This window comes from Cobetia sp. 5-25-4-2 (assembly GCF_013374075.1).
GTDB lineage: Bacteria > Pseudomonadota > Gammaproteobacteria > Pseudomonadales > Halomonadaceae > Cobetia > Cobetia marina.
Genome location: NZ_BLWK01000008.1, coordinates 26,144 through 44,406, shown reverse-complemented (window position 1 = coordinate 44,406; position 18,263 = coordinate 26,144). Strand labels below are relative to the sequence as shown.

At 64.0% G+C, this 18,263-nt stretch carries 17 protein-coding genes; 5 read left to right on the top strand and 12 right to left on the bottom strand.

The features are described 5' to 3' along the window. Positions 1–102 precede the first annotated feature (102 nt). The 4 genes from HXS65_RS15105 to ampD all read right to left on the bottom strand — a co-directional run bounded on the left by HXS65_RS15105 (position 103) and on the right by ampD (position 6,976). Positions 103–864, bottom strand: a complete 762-nt coding sequence (locus tag HXS65_RS15105) for a TerC family protein (RefSeq protein ID WP_077380144.1) — start codon at positions 862–864, stop codon at positions 103–105. A 223-nt stretch (positions 865–1,087) separates the two neighbouring features. After that, positions 1,088–3,136 (bottom strand): pyruvate dehydrogenase complex dihydrolipoyllysine-residue acetyltransferase, encoded by a 2,049-nt coding sequence (gene aceF / locus HXS65_RS15100; protein WP_176494301.1) that lies wholly within the window; start codon positions 3,134–3,136, stop codon positions 1,088–1,090. A 105-nt stretch (positions 3,137–3,241) separates the two neighbouring features. Then, positions 3,242–5,917, bottom strand: coding sequence for a pyruvate dehydrogenase (acetyl-transferring), homodimeric type (gene aceE, locus HXS65_RS15095; RefSeq protein WP_077380148.1), 2,676 nt, complete (start codon positions 5,915–5,917; stop codon positions 3,242–3,244). 447 nt (positions 5,918–6,364) lie between these two features. After that, on the bottom strand, positions 6,365–6,976 hold the full coding sequence (gene ampD, locus HXS65_RS15090; RefSeq protein ID WP_084207887.1) for a 1,6-anhydro-N-acetylmuramyl-L-alanine amidase AmpD: 612 nt from the start codon (positions 6,974–6,976) through the stop codon (positions 6,365–6,367). Between the two features lie 254 nt (positions 6,977–7,230). Here ampD and nadC point away from each other — a divergent pair, with 254 nt between their 5' ends. From nadC to HXS65_RS15075, 3 genes are all read left to right on the top strand, one after another. Beyond that, positions 7,231–8,094 (top strand): carboxylating nicotinate-nucleotide diphosphorylase, encoded by an 864-nt coding sequence (nadC, locus tag HXS65_RS15085; protein WP_077380152.1) that lies wholly within the window; start codon positions 7,231–7,233, stop codon positions 8,092–8,094. Positions 8,095–8,204: 110 nt separating this feature from the next. Next, on the top strand, positions 8,205–8,864 hold the full coding sequence (locus HXS65_RS15080) for a class I SAM-dependent methyltransferase (protein ID WP_176494300.1): 660 nt from the start codon (positions 8,205–8,207) through the stop codon (positions 8,862–8,864). Positions 8,865–9,024: 160 nt separating this feature from the next. After that, positions 9,025–9,819: an SDR family NAD(P)-dependent oxidoreductase gene (locus HXS65_RS15075; RefSeq protein WP_077380156.1), complete on the top strand. Its 795-nt coding sequence runs from the start codon at positions 9,025–9,027 to the stop codon at positions 9,817–9,819. A 96-nt stretch (positions 9,820–9,915) separates the two neighbouring features. Here HXS65_RS15075 and HXS65_RS15070 read toward each other — a convergent pair whose 3' ends face one another. The 4 genes from HXS65_RS15070 to HXS65_RS15055 all read right to left on the bottom strand — a co-directional run bounded on the left by HXS65_RS15070 (position 9,916) and on the right by HXS65_RS15055 (position 12,480). Continuing rightward, positions 9,916–10,434, bottom strand: coding sequence for a GNAT family N-acetyltransferase (locus HXS65_RS15070; RefSeq protein ID WP_240499645.1), 519 nt, complete (start codon positions 10,432–10,434; stop codon positions 9,916–9,918). A 107-nt stretch (positions 10,435–10,541) separates the two neighbouring features. Beyond that, positions 10,542–11,222: an acireductone synthase gene (gene mtnC, locus HXS65_RS15065; RefSeq protein WP_077380158.1), complete on the bottom strand. Its 681-nt coding sequence runs from the start codon at positions 11,220–11,222 to the stop codon at positions 10,542–10,544. After that, positions 11,219–11,815: an acireductone dioxygenase gene (locus tag HXS65_RS15060; protein WP_077380160.1), complete on the bottom strand. Its 597-nt coding sequence runs from the start codon at positions 11,813–11,815 to the stop codon at positions 11,219–11,221. Before HXS65_RS15060 ends, mtnC begins: the two co-directional genes overlap by 4 nt. Next, positions 11,812–12,480, bottom strand: coding sequence for a methylthioribulose 1-phosphate dehydratase (locus HXS65_RS15055; protein WP_176494299.1), 669 nt, complete (start codon positions 12,478–12,480; stop codon positions 11,812–11,814). The genes HXS65_RS15060 and HXS65_RS15055 overlap by 4 nt, the downstream gene beginning before the upstream one ends. Before the next feature lie 359 nt (positions 12,481–12,839). Between HXS65_RS15055 and tsaA the strand changes: the two genes are divergently transcribed. Further along, positions 12,840–13,580 (top strand): tRNA (N6-threonylcarbamoyladenosine(37)-N6)-methyltransferase TrmO, encoded by a 741-nt coding sequence (gene tsaA, locus HXS65_RS15050; RefSeq protein WP_174775667.1) that lies wholly within the window; start codon positions 12,840–12,842, stop codon positions 13,578–13,580. A gap of 118 nt (positions 13,581–13,698) precedes the next feature. Beyond that, positions 13,699–14,277 (top strand): NADPH-dependent FMN reductase, encoded by a 579-nt coding sequence (locus HXS65_RS15045; RefSeq protein WP_077380162.1) that lies wholly within the window; start codon positions 13,699–13,701, stop codon positions 14,275–14,277. Positions 14,278–14,418: 141 nt separating this feature from the next. Here HXS65_RS15045 and purC read toward each other — a convergent pair whose 3' ends face one another. The 4 genes from purC to dapA form a co-directional block, all read right to left on the bottom strand. Next, positions 14,419–15,135 (bottom strand): phosphoribosylaminoimidazolesuccinocarboxamide synthase, encoded by a 717-nt coding sequence (gene purC / locus HXS65_RS15040; protein ID WP_077380164.1) that lies wholly within the window; start codon positions 15,133–15,135, stop codon positions 14,419–14,421. Positions 15,136–15,329: 194 nt separating this feature from the next. Next, the gene (locus tag HXS65_RS15035; protein WP_084209591.1) at positions 15,330–16,112 is read right to left on the bottom strand and encodes an MBL fold metallo-hydrolase; all 783 of its coding nucleotides are present in this window, start codon (positions 16,110–16,112) and stop codon (positions 15,330–15,332) included. An 86-nt stretch (positions 16,113–16,198) separates the two neighbouring features. Next, positions 16,199–17,137, bottom strand: a complete 939-nt coding sequence (locus HXS65_RS15030; protein WP_176494298.1) for a hypothetical protein — start codon at positions 17,135–17,137, stop codon at positions 16,199–16,201. After that, entirely contained in the window at positions 17,137–18,021 is an 885-nt protein-coding gene (dapA, locus tag HXS65_RS15025; protein ID WP_077380168.1) for a 4-hydroxy-tetrahydrodipicolinate synthase, read from the bottom strand. The genes HXS65_RS15030 and dapA overlap by 1 nt, the downstream gene beginning before the upstream one ends. Positions 18,022–18,263 lie beyond the last annotated feature (242 nt).

The window sequence follows — 18,263 nt, the reverse complement described above, 5'->3', positions numbered from 1 at the left end:
TCACGATGGCATGACGCCCCCCGCGGCACTCGGTCGCAGGGGCGTCATGGCAGGGTTCCACTCATTTCAGGGTTCAGGCGTCATGGCCTGGGGGTCATGACCTCACTCGGCGACCTCTTCCGCCTGGCTGCTGCGACGCAGCCGCACCGCCTTGGCCCGCTTGCCGCGTAGCCGGATGTTGAGCATTTCCACCGCCAGCGAGAAGGCCATCGCCACGTAGATGTAGCCCTTGGGCACATGGACGCCGAAGCCTTCGACCATCAACATCATGCCGACCATGATCAGGAAGGACAGGGCCAGCATCTTGATGGTCGGATGGCGATCGACGAAATCACCGATCGGCTTGGCCGCCACCATCATGATGCCCACCGAGATGACGATCGCGATGATCATCACCGTCAGATGGTCGACCATGCCCACCGCCGTGATCACCGAATCCAGCGAGAAGACGATATCGATCAACGCGATCTGGACCATGATCGCCATGAAGCTGGCACCGCCCTTCTTCGCGCCCTCTTCCGCCGGGTCCTCACCCTCGAGGTTGGCATGGATCTCATGGGTGCTCTTGCCGAGCAGGAACAGCCCCCCGAAGACCAGGATCAGATCCCGCCCGGAGAAGCTGAAATCCAGCACGCTGAACAACGGTGTCGTCAGTGACATCAGCCACGACAACGACATCAACAGCACGATGCGCATGCCCATCGCCAGGCCGAGACCGATCATGCGGCCACGTTGGCGCTGAGCCTCGGGCAGGCGCGCGACCAGAATCGACAGGAAGATGATGTTGTCGATGCCCAGCACGATCTCAAGCGCGGTCAGGGTCGCCAGAGCCACCCATGCCGAAGGGTCCATCAACCATTCCATTGTCTTGCTCCTTGTGTGTTGCGAGAACCGGCCTTCCCGGGTAGTGCCAGCACGATGCGGCAGATCGCGGCAGGTTGGCGTGAAGCATCGCATGTTGTGCAGGGCAGCAACAGCTGTCGCCGCCCTGCCACGCCAACGGACATGCACAAAAAAACGGCCTCCCGAAGGAGGCCGTTCTGTCGACAGGCCATCTGGCACCTGCCCTTGTCATGCAAGGTACGGATCAGAGCAGCAGACGACGCACGTCGGTCAGCACCTGAGCCAGATACGCCGTGAAGCGTGCCGCATCCGCCCCGTTCACCGCACGGTGATCGTAGGACAGCGACAGCGGCATCATCAGACGCGGCTGGAAGGCAGCGCCATCCCACACCGGCTTCATCTGCGCCTTGGAGACACCCAGGATGGCGACTTCCGGCGTGTTGACGATCGGCGTGAAGGCAGTACCCCCAATGGAGCCAAGGCTCGAGATGGTGAAACAACCACCGGTCATCTCTTCGCGCTTGAGCTTCTTGGTCTGCGCCTTCTTGGCCAGCTCCACGGATTCGCGGGCCAGCTCCAGCAGGCTCTTCTGATCCGCATTGCGGATCACCGGCACCATCAGGCCGTCCGGCGTATCCACCGCGATACCGATGTGCACGTATTTCTTGTGCACCAGGGTCTCGCCGTCAGACTTGAGGCTGACGTTGAACTGCGGATACTTGGCCAGCGCGTGGGCAGCCGCCTTGATCATGAACGGCAGCGGCGTGAGCTTGGCGCCTGCCGCTTCTGCCTCGGCCTTCATGGACTTGCGGAAGGCCTCGAGCTCGGTGATGTCGGCTTCATCGAACTGGGTCACGTGCGGGACGTTGAGCCAGCTGCGATGCAGGTTGGTGGCACCCGCCTTCATCAGGCGGCCCATCTTCGACTCTTCGATCTCACCGAACTGGCTGAAGTCCTGATCCGGCACCTGTGGGATACCGGCACCGCCGGTGGCCTGCGCGGCAGGGGCCGCCGGTGCGGACTTGGCCTTCTGCATCATCTGCTTGACGTAGGCCTGGACATCTTCCTTCACCACACGGCCCTTCGGACCGCTGCCGGACACGTCCGCCAGATCGACACCGAACTCACGCGCCAGCAGGCGAACCGCAGGCCCTGCGTGGACCTTGGCACCCTTGCTCGGCTTGTGGGCCGCCATCTGGGCTTCCGGGCTCGGCGTACCGGCCGGTGTCGGCTCAGGCTTCTGCTCGGCCTTGTCTGCCTTGGGCGCGGCCGGAGCCTCCGCCTTGGCAGCCTTCGGCGCAGGCTTGGCACCGGCAACCTCGAGGTAACCGATCAGGTCGCCCTCGGACACGGTGTCGCCTTCCTTGACGGAAAGCTCCACCACCTTGCCCTTGTAGGGGCTCGGGATGTCCATGGTCGCCTTGTCGGATTCCAGCGTGATCAGCGCGTCTTCCTCGTTGACCTCATCACCGACGGCCACGGCCATCTCGATGATCGGCACGCTGTCGCTGCCGGAGAGATCCGGGACACGCAATTCCTTGCGCTCCGGCTCACCGGAGGCCGGCTCACCGGAGGCCGGCTCTTCTTCGGCAGCCGGCGCTTCAGAGGCGGTCTCTTCAGACTCAGTCTCAGACGCGGAGGATTCTTCCGCCGGCGCTGATTCCGCCGCACTGTCACCGCCTTCACCGGCGATTTCCATCTGACCGATGACGTCACCGGACGCGACGTTGTCGCCTTCCTTGACGGTCAGCTTGACGATCTTGCCCTTGTGCGGGCTCGGGACGTCCATGCTGGCCTTGTCGGACTCCAGCGTGATCAGCGCATCCTCGGCGTCGACTTCGTCGCCTTCGGAGACGGCCATCTCGATGATCGGCACGGCCTCGGAGTCGCCCAGGTCCGGCACGACGATGTCGACGGTCCGGGTACCACCGGAAGCGGCCTTCGGTGCAGCAGCGGCCTCTTTCGGCGCCTGCTGCTCAGACGCTTCCTGCTTGGGAGCCTCTTCCTTCGGCGCATCCTGCTCATCAGAAGCATCAGAGGAGGTGTCACCACCGCCTTCCGCTTCCAGCTCCAGGATGTCGTCGCCTTCGGAGACGGTGTCGCCTTCCTTGACGAGAATCTTCACCACCTTGCCGCCCTTCGGTGCCGGCACATCCATGCTGGCCTTGTCGGACTCAAGAGTGATCATGGTGTCTTCGGCGGAGATGACATCTCCGACCGCCACCGGTATCTCGATGATCTCGACATCGGAACTACCGCCAATGTCGGGAACCTTGATGATTTCGCTGCTCAAGATCGTGCTCCTTCCAAAACGTGCACGGGGAGCGACACCCGAATCACCTTCGCATCATCTTGATGTCGAGGATGGAGTGCCGCTCGCCTGTTCCGCGATCTCCGCTCAGACGCTCAGCGGATTCGGCTTGTTGGGGTCGATGCCGTAGGTCTTGATCGCTTCCGCGACCACCTTGCGGTCGATCTCACCACGATCCGCCAGCGCCTTCAGGGCCTGGACGGTGACGAAGTTGCGGTCGACTTCGAAGAAGTGACGCAGCTTCTCGCGGGTATCGGAACGACCGAAACCATCGGTACCGAGCACGTGATAGTCAGCCGGCACCCAGGCGCGAACCTGGTCAGCAAACAGCTTCATGTAGTCAGTGGCCGCCACGACCGGGCCGTCACGTCCTTCCAGGCACTGGGTGATGTGCGGCTTGGCCGGGGTCTCTTCCGGCTTGAGGAAGGCCTGACGATCCAGTTCCAGCGCTTCGCGACGCAGCTCGTTGAAGCTGGTGACGCTCCAGATGTCGGCATCGACACCGTAGTCGTCCTTCAGCATCACGGCAGCGGCTTCGACTTCACGCAGGATGGTGCCGGAACCCAGCAGCTGAACGCGTGCCTTGCCGTCCTTCGCGCCTTCCTTGAGCAGGTACATGCCCTTGATGATGTCGTCTGCGGGCACCGTTTCAAGCTCCGGCTGCTCGTAGTTCTCGTTCATCACCGCCAGGTAGTAGAAGACCGGCTCGTGCTGCTCGAACATGCGCTTCATGCCGTCCTGCACGATGACCGCCACTTCGTGAGCGTAGGTCGGGTCGTAGGTGCGGCAGTTCGGGATGGTCGAGGCCAGGATATGGCTGTGGCCATCCTGGTGCTGCAGACCTTCACCGTTCAGGGTAGTACGCCCGGCGGTCCCGCCGACCAGGAAGCCCCGTGCCTGCAGATCGCCCGCGGCCCACGCCAGATCACCGATGCGCTGGAAGCCGAACATCGAGTAGTAGACGTAGAACGGCATCAGCGGCAGGTTGTGGTTGGCGTAGGACGTTGCCGCCGCCACCCACGCGGACATGGCGCCCGCTTCGGAGATACCTTCCTCGAGGACCTGACCTTTCTGGTCCTCGCGGTAATACATGATCTGACCCTTGTCGACCGGCTCGTACTTCTGGCCTGCCGCGGTGTAGATGCCCAGCTGACGGAACATGCCTTCCATGCCGAAGGTACGCGCTTCGTCAGGAATGATCGGCACGACACGCTCGCCGAGGGTCTTGTGCTTGACCAGACCGTTGAGCACGCGCACGAAGGCCATGGTGGTGGACACTTCACGCCCGTTGGAGCCCTTGAGCTGGGACGCGAAGATCTTGTCGTCCAGCGGCGGGATTTCCAGCGTTTCGTACTCGGTGCGACGCTGGGGCAGGTAGCCGTTCAGGCGTTCGCGCATGAGGTGCATGTACTTCATTTCCGGGCTGTCGTCCGCCGGCTTGTAGTACGGCACTTCCTCGAGCTGTTCGTCGGTCAGCGGAATACCGAAGCGATCGCGGAATGTCTTCAGCGCTTCGTGTTCCATGGTCTTGACCTGGTGGGCTTCGTTGGCCGCTTCGCCATCGCCCATGCCCATGCCGTAACCCTTGACGGTGTGCGCCAGGATGACGGTCGGACGACCATTGGCGTTGTTGACTGCCTCGTGATACGCCGCGTAGACCTTGTACGGGTCATGGCCACCACGGTTCAGACGCCAGATATCGTCGTCTGACATGTCCTTGACCAGATCGGCCGTCTCCGGGTACTTGCCGAAGAAGTGCTCACGCGTGTACGCGCCGCCATTGGCCTTGTAGTTCTGGTAGTCACCGTCGACCGCCTCGTCCATGCGCTTCTGCAGGATGCCTTTCTTGTCCTGCTCGAACAGCGGATCCCAGAAGCGACCCCAGGTGACCTTGAGCACGTTCCAGTCGGCACCACGGAAGACGCCTTCCAGCTCGTCCATGATGCGGCCGTTGCCGCGCACCGGACCATCAAGACGCTGCAGGTTGCAGTTGATGACGAAGATCAGGTTGTCGAGGTTCTCGCGACCCGCCAGCGAGATGGCACCCAGGGATTCCGGCTCGTCACACTCGCCGTCACCCATGAAGCACCACACCTTGCGGTCGTACATGGACTTCAACTCACGCGAGTTGAGGTACTTCATGACGTGCGCCTGGTAGATCGCCTGGATCGGGCCCAGACCCATGGAGACGGTCGGGAACTGCCAGTAATCCGGCATCAGCCACGGGTGCGGATAGGAGGACAGGCCATTGCCGTCGACTTCCTGACGGAAGCTGTCCATCTGCTCCTGGCTGAGACGACCTTCCAGGAAGGAACGTGCATAGATACCCGGTGCCACGTGGCCCTGGATATACAGCAGGTCGCCTTCGAAATCGCCTTCCGGTGCACGGAAGAAGTGGTTGAAACCTACATCATAAAGCGTCGCACTGGACATGAAGCTCGAGATGTGACCGCCCAGGCCCTTGTGGGCACGGTTGTTGCGGATCACCTGAGCGATGGCGTTGTAGCGGATAAGCGAACGGATACGACGCTCCATGAACAGGTCGCCCGGCATGCGCGCTTCGCGGTGCACGGGGATACTGTTGCGATGGGGCGTGGTCACCGAGAAGGGTACTTGATGGCCATCACGACGCAGGCGGTCGGCCAGGCGTGACATCAGGTACTGGGCACGATCCTCACCCTCACGATCCAGAACCGATTCCAGGGAGTCCAACCATTCCGTGGTTTCGATCGGATCGAGATCTTCTCTTGCCTCCAGACTCATAGACGTCTCTCCGAGTGAAGAAATTTTTTGTCAGTTGTTCCGACGAAATGCTACATCGGAACCAGTGGCGCTCTTCAGTGTGGGCACAGCCTTCTGAGTGGGCCGCGTCTCCGATAAAACCGCGGCAACCGGAAACTCCGGCTGCCAGATGCGTTGTGCTTCGTGCGTCAAAGCAGGGCACAAGATGCAGTCATTTGGCGTGAAAGATACCGCAAACACCCCCCCGTGCCAATTCGGTGCGCATGGCCGCGCAGCCGTGCGCCATGGACTGGCACCGCCGTGGCCGTGCGGGTCTCGGCCAGTGCCGAGCGGGATTTCCCGCCGCATGCCAGCCGTCGCCTGGAGCACGTCTTGTAATAAAACTACCAACGCGCCCCGTGGCTACGCTCCCTGACCGGAATCCGGCCCCTGCATGCTGCATTGCACCATCGCGAGGCACTTGCGACCTTAGTCCTGAATGTCGTCCAGCAGGCGATCGAAGTAAGCCCAGTCAAAGGCGGGACCAGGATCCGTCTTGCGCAACGGCGCAATCCGCGCATGCGAGGTGATGCGCTCACGGGTCAGCGCCGGGTAGCGGGCCATCAGGCCGGCGACCGTCCGTGCCAGCGTCCGGTACTGCACCTCGCGGTAGGGGTGCACCTCATCGCCCTCGAGCTCGATGCCGATGCTGAAGTCATTGAGCTCCACGCGCTCACGCGCTCCGTCATGCCAGCGCGACCGCCCCGCATGCCAGGCACGACGATCGAAGGGCACGAACTGCACCAGACGACCATCACGCTGGATCAGCACATGCGCCGAGACGCGCAGATGATGGATGTCGGCAAAGTAGGGATGGGCACCGGGGTCGAGCTGATTGGTGAACAGCTGCTCGATGGCCGGCCCCCCGAAGCGCCCCGGTGGCAGGCTGATGGAATGCAGCACCAATGCCGACACTTCGCCCTCGGGACGCGCATTGTGGTTGGGCGACGGCACCTGACGGGCATTTTCCAGCCAGTGCTCAGGGGTGACAGCCAGTCGCGCCAGCTGGCCCGACCATGGGGAGGAAGACGAGGGGGGCATCGATGACTCCAGACGGGAACGACATTGCACGCGGGGCGTGAGATTCATGACGGCCTGATCGTGATCCTGCCGGCCCGGTGCACCGTCAGGCGAGATATCGCACCGGTATCGCACACAGGGACTGACCGCCCGCGCGGCTTTTCCTATAATGGCGCACATTATGGCATGCTCGGCAGCCATGGGTCTGTGTCGGGGGGCTTCCTGCGGCGCGATACCAGCTCCGGCAGCACTTCTTGCACAAGGATCAGACGCGCATGAACTTCCACGACGCCCTCGCCGAGGATATCCGCACCAGCGCCGCCCGCCTGCTCGCCGAAGATGTTGGCGGTGGCGACATCACCGCCGAGCTGATTCCCGAAAGACAGTGGGCCAAGGCCCGGGTGATCAGCCGTGAGGCGGCCATTCTGTGCGGCGTGCCCTGGGTGGATGAGCTCTTTCGTCGCCTCGACTCGCGTGTCAGTCTCAAGTGGCTGGCCAGCGATGGTGACCGACTCGAGGCCGACACGCCCTTCCTTGAGCTGGAAGGCCCCGCTCGCTCACTGCTGACCGGAGAGCGCGCAGCACTCAATCTGCTGCAGACGCTGTCCGGTACCGCGACCCGCGCCCACCACTACGCTTCACTCGTGGAAGGCAGCGGCGTGCGTCTGCTGGATACCCGCAAGACGCTGCCCGGGATGCGAGTGTCCCAGAAATACGCCGTCAGCTGCGGGGGCGGCCACAATCATCGCATCGGCCTGTATGACGCCTTCCTGATCAAGGAAAACCATATCGCTGCCTGTGGCAGCATCGCGGCCGCCGTCCGTGAGGCACGCGATATCGCCTCGGACCTGACCTGCGAAGTGGAAGTCGAGAATTTCGCGGAGCTGGAACAGGCGCTGGATGCCGGTGCCGACGTCATCATGCTCGACAACTTCAACAACGATCAGCTCATCGAGGCCGTCGCGCGCAACAAGGCGCATGCCCAGCCAGCCGTGCTGGAAGCCTCGGGCAACGTCAACGAGAGCACCCTGGCCGGCATCGCCGCCACCGGCGTGGATTGCATCTCGATCGGCGCGCTGACCAAGGACGTGACGGCCATCGACCTGTCGATGCGCATCTACACTGTCGAGACCCGCTAGCCAGATGACAGGTGAGTGTCTTCCTGCTGGTCAGCTCCTGTCCTGCTGATGCCACCGGTGACACCGGTCCATCTTCATGACGCCTTGCCATACCGCCAGGGAGGCGCTCCATGTCCTCGCCATCTCCTCATCAGCGTCCGCCTGCCGCCTCCACGGTGTCAGGCGGACGCTGGCAGACCCGCCGCTGGAGCCTCTACGCACCGGTCTACGACCGCGTGGCAGCGCGTGTCCTGCGCTCGGCACGCCGAGACGCCATCGCGACACTGGACCTGAAAGCCGGGACTCGCGTGCTGCTGCTCGGCGGCGGTACCGGGCTCGACCTGCCCTTCCTGCCCCGTGACATCGAACTCGAGGTGGTCGATGCCTCGCCCGCCATGCTGCGCCGCTGCCGCGAGCGCGCCGAGGCGCTGGGCTTCGATGCCAACGTCAAGCTGGGCGATGCCATGGCACTCGACTTTCCCGATGGCCACTTTGACGTCGTGATCGCCCACCTGATCTTCGCGGTCGTGCCAGAACCGCAGACAGCCTTCGATGAAGCATTGCGCGTGCTGGCATCAGACGGCGAGATGTCCCTGCTCGACAAGGGCTTGCGCGGTCAGCAGCCAGCCGGGGTGATCCGGCGGCTGCTCAATCCGCTGGCCCGCCTGCTGGCCACCAATCTCAGCGTGCCTCTCGATGGCCTGCTGGAAGGGCATGCCATACAGCGCATGGAAGACCGCGACCTCGGGCCTGGCGGCCTGTTGCGTCACATGCACCTTCGCAAGATCTGATCCGCACCGGCGCTGCCCCTTGCATTGCGCGCCCGGCACCGCCACGCAACAAGGACATCCAGATGACAGCAGCGAGCCGATTCGTGACCGTTGTCCCGGCACTCACCCAGGTGCCGGGCCATCGTGTGCGAACGCCGTCGCTTGCCGTGAAGGAGGTTGCATGCAGATTGATCTACACGGACGCAGCGCCATCATCAGTGGTTCCACCGCCGGCATCGGCCTTGCCATCGCGACGGGACTCGCCCGCGCGGGTGCCAGCGTCACCCTGACCGGCCGTACCCAGGCACGTGTCGATGACGCCATCGCCCAGCTCAAGCGTGACGTCCCTGACAGCAAGGTACAGGGCGTGGCCGCGGACTTGGGCTCGCGCGAAGGCTGCGACACGCTGATCCAGACCGTCCCGGACACCGACATCCTGATCAACAATGTCGGCATCTTCGCCCCACAGGACTTCTTCGAGACCGACGACGACACCTGGGAGCAGTTCTTCCAGGTCAACGTGATGTCGGCAGTACGTCTGTCCCGCCACTATGCGCGTGGCATGAAGGAGCGCGACTGGGGGCGCATCCAGTTCCTGTCCAGCGAGTCGGCGCTCAACATCCCCAGCGAGATGGTCCATTACGGCATGACCAAGTCCGCCGTCCAGTCCGTCTCACGCGGGCTCGCCAAGGTGCTGTCCGGCACGCAGGTCACCGTCAACGCCATCCTGCCCGGGCCGACCCGCTCCGAGGGCGTGCTCGAGATGCTCAAGAAGAACGCCGAGGAGCAAGGCAGGACGCTTGAGGAGGTCGAGGCCGACTTCGTCCAGCAGACCCGCCCCACCTCCATCCTCCAGCGCATGGCAAGCCCCGAGGAAGTCGCCAACATGAGCGTCTACGCGGCCTCCGAGCAGGCCAGCGCCACCACCGGCGCCGCGCTGCGGGTGGAAGGTGGTATCGTCGATACCATGGCCTGATCGCCAGCCAGGTCCGTTACCCTGTCGAACGCAAGACGCCCCCACCGGGTGACCGGTGGGGGCGTCTTCATGTCCGATATCACCGTGACGCACGCGTCACTCGTCGAGACGTTTCTCGAAGCGCTCGCGCTTGAGGCAGATGCCGCCTCGCTTGACGTGCTCAAGCCCCAGACTCTCCCAGCCGCGGCGTGCAAGCCCTGGCGACAGCATCAGACTGGCCTCCAGACTCACCACCCGCACCTTGCGTCGGCGAAGGTCCTGTTCGGCCTCCTCCAGCAAGCGGGTGCCTATCCCCTGCCCGGTCAGCCCCGGGTAGACGTAGAGCATCTCGATCCGGGCCAGCGGCCATTCAGGGGCATACTCGCAGAAGGCGATGCAGCGCCCGTCCCGTTCGGCCACCAGCACTTCGAAGCGATGCTGGCGCGCCGCCCAGCGCTCGGCATCCCTGGGCACACGGGACGCCCATTGCTGGCGTTGCGCCAGATCATAGTGACTGGCCGCTCCCTGCATCACGGCCTGATAGAACACCTCGGCCTGATCCGCGGCGTGGCGCGGCTGCGCGGTCACGATGCTGATGCGCGAGGCTGCTGCGCGGCTATCGGTCTGGCTGTGCAATCGTAGGTCCTCCTTGTGCCCCGGGACGGGGCGATTCGCTTTCGGGAATGCGGCTGACTCGCGGTGGCGCAGAGGGTGTCGAGAGACGTCTGATCAGCGACTGCCTCTCACCCACTGAAGGACACTTCATCGAAGCGACTGGCCTGAGGGTGATCCCCCGTGACCATGCCGGGCTCACGGACCAGCTGCCAGGTCTGGAAGCCGGCGGCCGCGGCGGCATCGAGCTCAGCCACCACATCGGACAGGAACAGGATCTCGGCACCGGGCAGGCCCAGTTGTGCGGCAATCCGACGATAACTCTCGGCCTCCTGCTTCGGCCCTGTCGTGGTATCGAAGTAGCCCGCGAACAGCGGTGTGAGATCCCCGGCATCCGAGTGACCGAACAGCAGCTTCTGCGCCTGGATCGAGCCTGAAGAATAGACATGCAGGGACAGCCCGCGTTCCTTCCAGTCACGCAATCCCTTCACGGCATCGGGATACACATGGCCGGTGAAGTCGCCGTCCGCGTAGCCCTTCGCCCAGACCATGCCTTGCAGGGCCTTGAGTGGCGTGGCCTTGCGATCGGCATCGATCCAGCCTTCCAGGATGCCGATCACGGTTTCGAGGTCCGCCTCGGGCGCCTCGGCCAGCTCACGGGTGGCTGCCAGCTGCTCGGCGACATCATCGCGCTCGGCATTGGCGCGCAGGAAATCGCCCAGATTGGCGCGCGCATAGGGGAACAGCACCTGATGCACGAAGCGAATCGAGCCGGTGGTGCCCTCGATGTCAGTGACGATGGCGCGAATCATGCGGACTCCTGGGAATGCGGGGCGGCAGTCTGGGTGAAGTGTTCCGCCAGCGCTTCATGACGCGGGAAGCGGGCGGCGATGTCGTTGTCGGTGAAGTTGGCGACCCAGCCCTCCGGATTGGTGAACAGGCGGATGGCGGTGAAGTCCGGCGTCGGTCCCATGTCGAACCAGTGCGCGGTACCGGCCGGCACGGCGATCAGGTCATCCTTCTCGCAACCGACCGCCAGCACCCGCTCACCCAGATGCAGGTAGAAGATGCCGCTGCCGCGCACGAAGAAGCGCACCTCGTGCTCCGCGTGGCGATGCTCATCGAGGAACTTGCCCCGCAGCGCTTCCCGCTCGGGGTGATCCGGCGTCAGACCGATCACGTCGGCGGTCACGAAGCCGTTTTCCAGCTTGAGACGCGCGACATCGTCGGCGTAGGCCGCCAGCACCTGAGCCTGGTCGGTGGGATCACGCAACTCGCAGCCCGCCGTCCAGCGCTCGAAGCGGATGCCTTCGGCCTCGAGTTCGCTGGCGATCCGCGCGCCATCGGTCGTGATCAACTGCGGACGCGAGGCGTCCTGTTCGGCGTAGATGGCCAGAAAGCTCATCGCTGTCTCCTCAGTTCCAGTTCACAGCCCATCAGGAAATCGAGCGCTTCGACATGCCGGCGGCAGGCCGTCATGCTGCTGGCCCAGGTATAGAGGCCATGACCACGGATCAGGTAGCCATGCAGGCCGGCATCCGCCTTGAGGCGGGCCCGCACGTCCAGCGCCAGTGCATCGATGTCCTGAGTATTGTCGAACACCGCCAGACGTACTGGCGTCTCATGGCTCTTGATACCTTCCAGGGCCTTGTTGAGCTCGAAGCCCTCCAGGTTCAGGGTGTCGCCCTCATGACACAGCGACAGCACGGTGGCGGCCCTGGAGTGGGTATGCAGAATCGCCTGCGCCTGCGGCAGATCCTCGTAGAGCTGGCCATGCAGGCGTGCCTCGTCCGAGGCCTTGCCTGAGGTGCCCAGCAATCTGACGGCGAAATCGCTGACCAGGATATCGCCACTGGTCAGGCGGCCCTTGTGGCATCCCGAGGCAGTCACCGCCATCAGGCGATCACTGAGGCGACAGGAGAAGTTGCCGCCCGTGGCGGGCACCTGACCGGCAGCGTCCAGTGCGCGCCCGGCCTCGATCAACTGCTGGCTCGCCTGCGCCAGATGATCAAGATCCAGCGTCGGCTGCAGGCCATCGGCGGTGGCGGCAATGGCGATGGGGTCTGACATGGTCTGATTGGCCCTCAAGAATCGCGTGGAGCACTCTCGCTCCGACGCCAGCATCACGACTCAGTGCCGCTGGGCACTGCTCTCGCGGCAGACTACACAAGCCAGCCCGGCGAGACCAGTCATGCCGTACGACGACGAGCATGGCATCATGGCGGCCCGGGATGTCACACGACACCCTGCCCCGTCATCACTTCAGCCTCTGCCACGGTCTTGCCATGTCCTCTTCCGATCAGCCCGCCAGCCCCCATCCGACCGCCGACACGGCCGAGCGCCCGATGAGCGATGCCGCACTGGCCAGGCGCATGCCGCTGCTGCCCTCTCATCTGCGTGAGCAGGCCATGGCACTGGGGCAACAGACCATGCAGCCGGTGGGCATCATCGAGAGCTGCTACCCGGACAAGTTCGGCATTCCCCGCCAGCCGGGTCTGGCACGCCATGCCACCGCCATCCTGCACCTGCTGCCGCCCTTCGATGACCCGGACTGCGTGCGCGACATCGACGGCTTCAGCCACCTGTGGATCCACTTCCTGTTCCACGCCAGCCCCACACGCTGGACGCCGCTGATCCGCCCGCCACGCCTGGGTGGCAATGCACGCACCGGCGTGTTCGCCTCGCGCAGTACCCATCGTCCCAACCGACTGGGCCAGTCGGTGGTCGAGCTTGCAGGCGTCGAGACAGGCGCCAGCGACAGGCCGGGGGGCAGACAGACGGGCAGGCACAGCGGCGTGCGCCTGCTGCTGCGCGGCCATGACCTGCTGGATGGCACGCCGGTGATGGACATCAAGCCCTATCTGCCGTGGGTCGATGCCGTGCCCCAGGCACGTGCCGGTTACGCGCCTGCCCCGCCGCCACGCCATGCCGTCATGTTCAGTGACGAGGCCGAGCAGCAGCTTGAACAGCGCTCCGACAGTGCCACGCTGCGCGCGCTGATCGAGGAAGTGCTCGCCCAGGACCCGCGCCCCGCCTACCACGCCGCCAAGGCTGCCGATGGCAAGCGTCAATATGGCGTGCAGCTGGTGGACGTGGATGTGCGCTTCACGGCGTACACCCAACCCGACGGCAGCCTGACGATGCAGGTCGCCGCCATCGTGGCCAGCTGAACGAGAGAGCGGTGCCAGATCAGGACAATGCCAGATTGCATTGGCGAACCGTCACGACTCCTGACCATACTGGGCGTGCATTCCAGCATCTTCACGTGTTCCACCGGGAGTCCGCCGCATGAGTATTCGTCTGCTTGCCTTTGCCGCCAGTACCCGCAAGGCCTCCGTCAATCGGCGCCTGATCACTCGTCTCGCCCATCTGGCCGGCGATCAGGGAGCCGAGATCAACCTGCTCGACCTCAACGACTTCCCGATGCCGCTCTACGATGGGGACAGCGAAGAAGCCAACGGGCGTCCTGCCAGTGCAGACCGTCTGCAGGCCCTGTTTGCCAGCCATCAGGGGCTGTTGCTGGCCACCCCGGAATACAATGGCTTCTTCAGCCCATTGCTCAAGAACACCTTTGACTGGCTGTCGCGTCCGGACACCGAAGGCCAGAGCGGCATGGATGCCTTGCGCGGCATGCCGGTCGGCATCGTCTCGGCGTCCCCGGGCGGGATGGGCGGCATGCGCGCCCTGCCGTTCGTGCGACTCTACCTGAACAACCTCGGCATGCTGGTCGCGCCCCAGCAGATCGCGGTATCCCGGGCAGGCAGTGCCTTTCGCGAGGATGGCAGCCTGGATGACGAAGGTCAGGATCACGCGCTGGCGAGTGTCGCACAGCAGGTGATCGAGCTGGCGAGACTGCGCCACGGGTAACGCCTCCGTACCGCTTCACCTCTGCACATGCAAACCTCTGCACATGCAAACTTCTGACACGAGACGACCCTCCTGCCACTGGCAGGAGGGTCGTCTCGTTCATGCGTGCATCGTGAGTGAGGCGGCGGCCTCACGCCATGCTCACGCCGTGAAATCGATCCCGATACGACGGCCGACTTCCTCGTAGGCTTCGATCACGCCGCCCAGCCCCTGACGGAAGCGGTCCTTGTCGAGCTTCTCGCGCGTCTCGGCATCCCACAGACGGCAGCCGTCCGGCGAGAATTCGTCACCCAGCACGACCTCACCCTTGAAGACACCGAACTCGAGCTTGTAGTCGACCAGCAGGATGCCGCCATCGAGGAACAGCTGTTTGAGGATGTCGTTGACCTGGAAGGTCAGTTCCTTGGCGCGCGCCAGGTGCTTGGGCTCTGCCCAGCCGAAGGTCTCGACCAGCGATTCGTTGATCATCGGATCGCCCTTCTCGTCGTTCTTGAGGAACAGCTCGAAGGTCGGCGGATTGAGCTCGAGGCCTTCCTCGACACCCAGACGACGCACCAGTGAGCCGGCGGAGATGTTACGCACCACGCACTCCACCGCCATCATGTCGAGACGCTTGACCAGACACTCGTTGTCGCTGACCAGACGCTCGAAGTGGGTCGGGATACCGGCCGCCTTGAGCTTCTCCATGATGAAGGCATTGAACTTGTTGTTGACCATGCCCTTGCGGTCCAGCTGCTCGATACGCTTGCCGTCGAAGGCGCTGGTATCGTCGCGGAATTCCAGCAGCAGAAGATCCGGATCGTCGGTGACGAAGACGGATTTGGCCTTGCCAGCGTAGAGCTCTTCACGCTTTTCCATGAGATTCCCCCTGATGACGCTAGTCGCGTCGAGTGTTGAGGCGGTCGACGATGAATCGATCACGCTTGAGTCTGTCACGCCCAGTCGAGAAGGACCGTGGCGTTGGTGTATGGCGTGATTCGAGAGCTGTCCATCTGGTCAGCTCATCCAGAATCACAAACGCCCGATCGCGAAGCGACCGGGCGTCATGAGTATCAGGCGATGGCCTGCCAGCCAAAGCCGCTGTCCTGCGCGGCGATGATCAGGCGGCTATCGTCATCCGCAAGCCAGGGGGCCAGTGCCTCCCGGGCCAATGACGGATGATTGTTGCTTTCCGACAGGTGCGAGGCGACCAGCCGCTGCAGGCGCTCCAGCCCCAGATACGGCAGCGCGGCACAGGCCTGGGCGTTGGCCAGATGGCCGAGCCGTCCACCGACCCGCCGCTTGAGGCTGGGCGGGTAAGGGCCACTGGCCAGCATCTGCGGGTCGTGGTTGAACTCCAGCACCAGACCATCGCAGTCGGCAAAGCAGCTCAGCACGTGCTCGCTGACGTGACCGAGGTCCGTCAGCACGCCCAGACGCCGCGTGGCCGTCTCGCCACGTCGGCTGAACACGAACTGCACCGGCTCACGTGCATCATGCGGCACGGTCACCGGCAGGATCTCGAGATCCTTGATCGCGAATTCCTGCTGCGGCGTGATCAGATGACGGCTCGGCAACGTGCCCAGCTTCTTCGCGCGACCGGCAAGCCAGGTGCCCGTGGTCAGATGCACCGGCACGCCATGACGGCGCGCCAGCGGTCCGATGCCTCCCAGATGGTCACCATGTTCATGGGTGACCAGCACAGCATCCAGCTGCGAGGGATGCACCCCGAGCCGCGCCAGACGCGCCTCGCTCTCCTTGAGCGTGAAGCCACAGTCCACCAGCACCAGCGCCTCACGCGTGCGTATCAGCGTGCCGTTGCCCTTGCTGCCACTGCCCAGCGAAGCCATCGACATCACGCCGCTGCGGGCCGGCGCCGAGAACGCAGCCGCCTCATCCGACGCAAGGTCGAATGAGGCGGCAGACGCATCAAGCAGCATGCTCAGCGCAGCGTCGACGCCACGGCGTCGAGTAGCTCGCGGGCCAGTGCAGGCGTGGTCTCTTCACCGTCGGCGCGCTTGGCTGTGACCAGCGTATGGTCCTGCTCGCCACGCAGCGTGAGCACCATCGGCAGCGGCTCGCCATCCCCGCCGATCCCCAGCCAGCCACCGTCGCGATCTTCCCGCGGGATGTAGTTGACCATGAATTCGCCACGTGAGCGGTTCTGATCCACCAGCTTCTGGTAGTCAGTGTTGAAGTTCTTCTGCAGCTGGTAGAGCAGCTCGGCCCAGCTGCGCTCGGTATCCAGTGCCAGGTCGATCTGCCAGGTACCGTCACGGCCTTCCAGACGTACCCGGTCGTCACGGCTGAGCGACTGCGCCGCCAGCGAGACACCGCTGTCTGCAGGCGAGGCGGCCAGATAGCCACGCAGCGCGTTCAGGCAGCTGCCGGAGACGTCACCGCCCTGCTGACAACGCACTTCAGAGGCGTCGGCACGCAGGCCCTGATTGACGCTGATCACGCCCTGGCTGGTGGTGATCTCGCCCTTGCCGGCATCGATGCTCTGCACGTCCAGCTGCTGGTCACGCGCGAAGGTCTGCAGGCGCGTCCAGACCGCTGCAGGCGCGGCATTCACCGCCAGCCAGCGGGCATCGCCACTCTGACGCAGGGCGACGAATTCACGCTGTCCCTTCTCGCTGGTCGCCAGCGGCTGCGGACGCGGCGCCTCGAAGTCATCGCTGGCCAGGAAATCGCTGCTGGCCTGTGGCACCGGCATCGAGTCCTGATATTCGGCACGATTGCGTGTCTCGGGCAGCTCGAGCGGCGGCGCGATGCTGGCGTTCGCATACTCGCTGTTGCGGTCATAGTAATAACCATCACTGGAGCAGCCGGCGACCGCGAGAGCCGTCAGCAGGGCCAGTGGCACAAGACGCTGACTCATCAGTTGAGCACCTCGGCCAGTTGCAGCGCTTCATCGACCGTGGAGTGATACTGCTCGGACAGCCAGGTCAGCGGCAGACGCACGCCGGCTTCCGGTGCCAGCGCCATGCGATGCATGGCGTACTTGACCGGAATCGGGTTGGACTCAACGCCCATCGCGGAGTGCAGCGGCATCAGACGCGTGTTGATCTGGTGAGCACGCTCGGCATCGCCGGCGACGGCGGCGGCGCACATCTCGTGCATCAGGCGCGGTGCGACGTTGGCCGTCACGGAGATGTCACCGTGGCCGCCCATCAGGATGAAGTCGCAGGCCGTGGGGTCATCACCGGAGTAGAGCGCGAAATCGGTGCCCTTGAGGCGGTCGATCAGCTCCTGACCACGCTCCAGATTGCCGGTGGCATCCTTGAGGCCGACGATGTTGTCGAGCTCGGCGAGGCGGAAGACCGTCTCGTTGTAGATATCGGAGCAGGTACGACCCGGCACGTTGTAGAGAATGACCGGAATGCCGGCCTGCTCGGCGACGGCCTTGAAGTGCTGATAGAGCCCTTCCTGGGTCGGCTTGTTGTAGTACGGCGCCACGGAGAGGCAGTAATCCGCACCGACTTCCTTGGCATAACGGGCAAGCTCGACGGCTTCGGAGGTGGCGTTGGCGCCAGTCCCGGCGATGACCGGAATCTTGCCGGCGACCGTCTCGACCACACAGCGGATCACATCGAAGTGCTCCGCGAAGGACATGGTGGTCGGCTCGCCGGTAGTGCCGGCGGCGACGATGGCATCGGTGCCATTTTCGAGGTGGAAGGCGACCAGCTGGCGCAGGGCGTCCCAGTCGATCTCGCCGGTGGCCTTCATCGGGGTCGCCAGTGCGACAATGCTACCTGTGATCATCCCTCGAATTCTCCTCTGGTGCCTGATGCGCCAGGCGTGTCCCTGTGCTGTTGAAACAGCAGATCCCGGGGACAGACATCTGACATAGATTGGTTGACGCAGGACTCTGATTGCGTGGGCACGCCGACACGCGAGTCGCGCCAAGGGTGATGATGTTACAAAGACCATCGAAGCCTGTACAGACGCCATCTGCACCGGTTGTGCAAAGCGATGGATTCCCTCGCCTGTCCACGGGACAGATG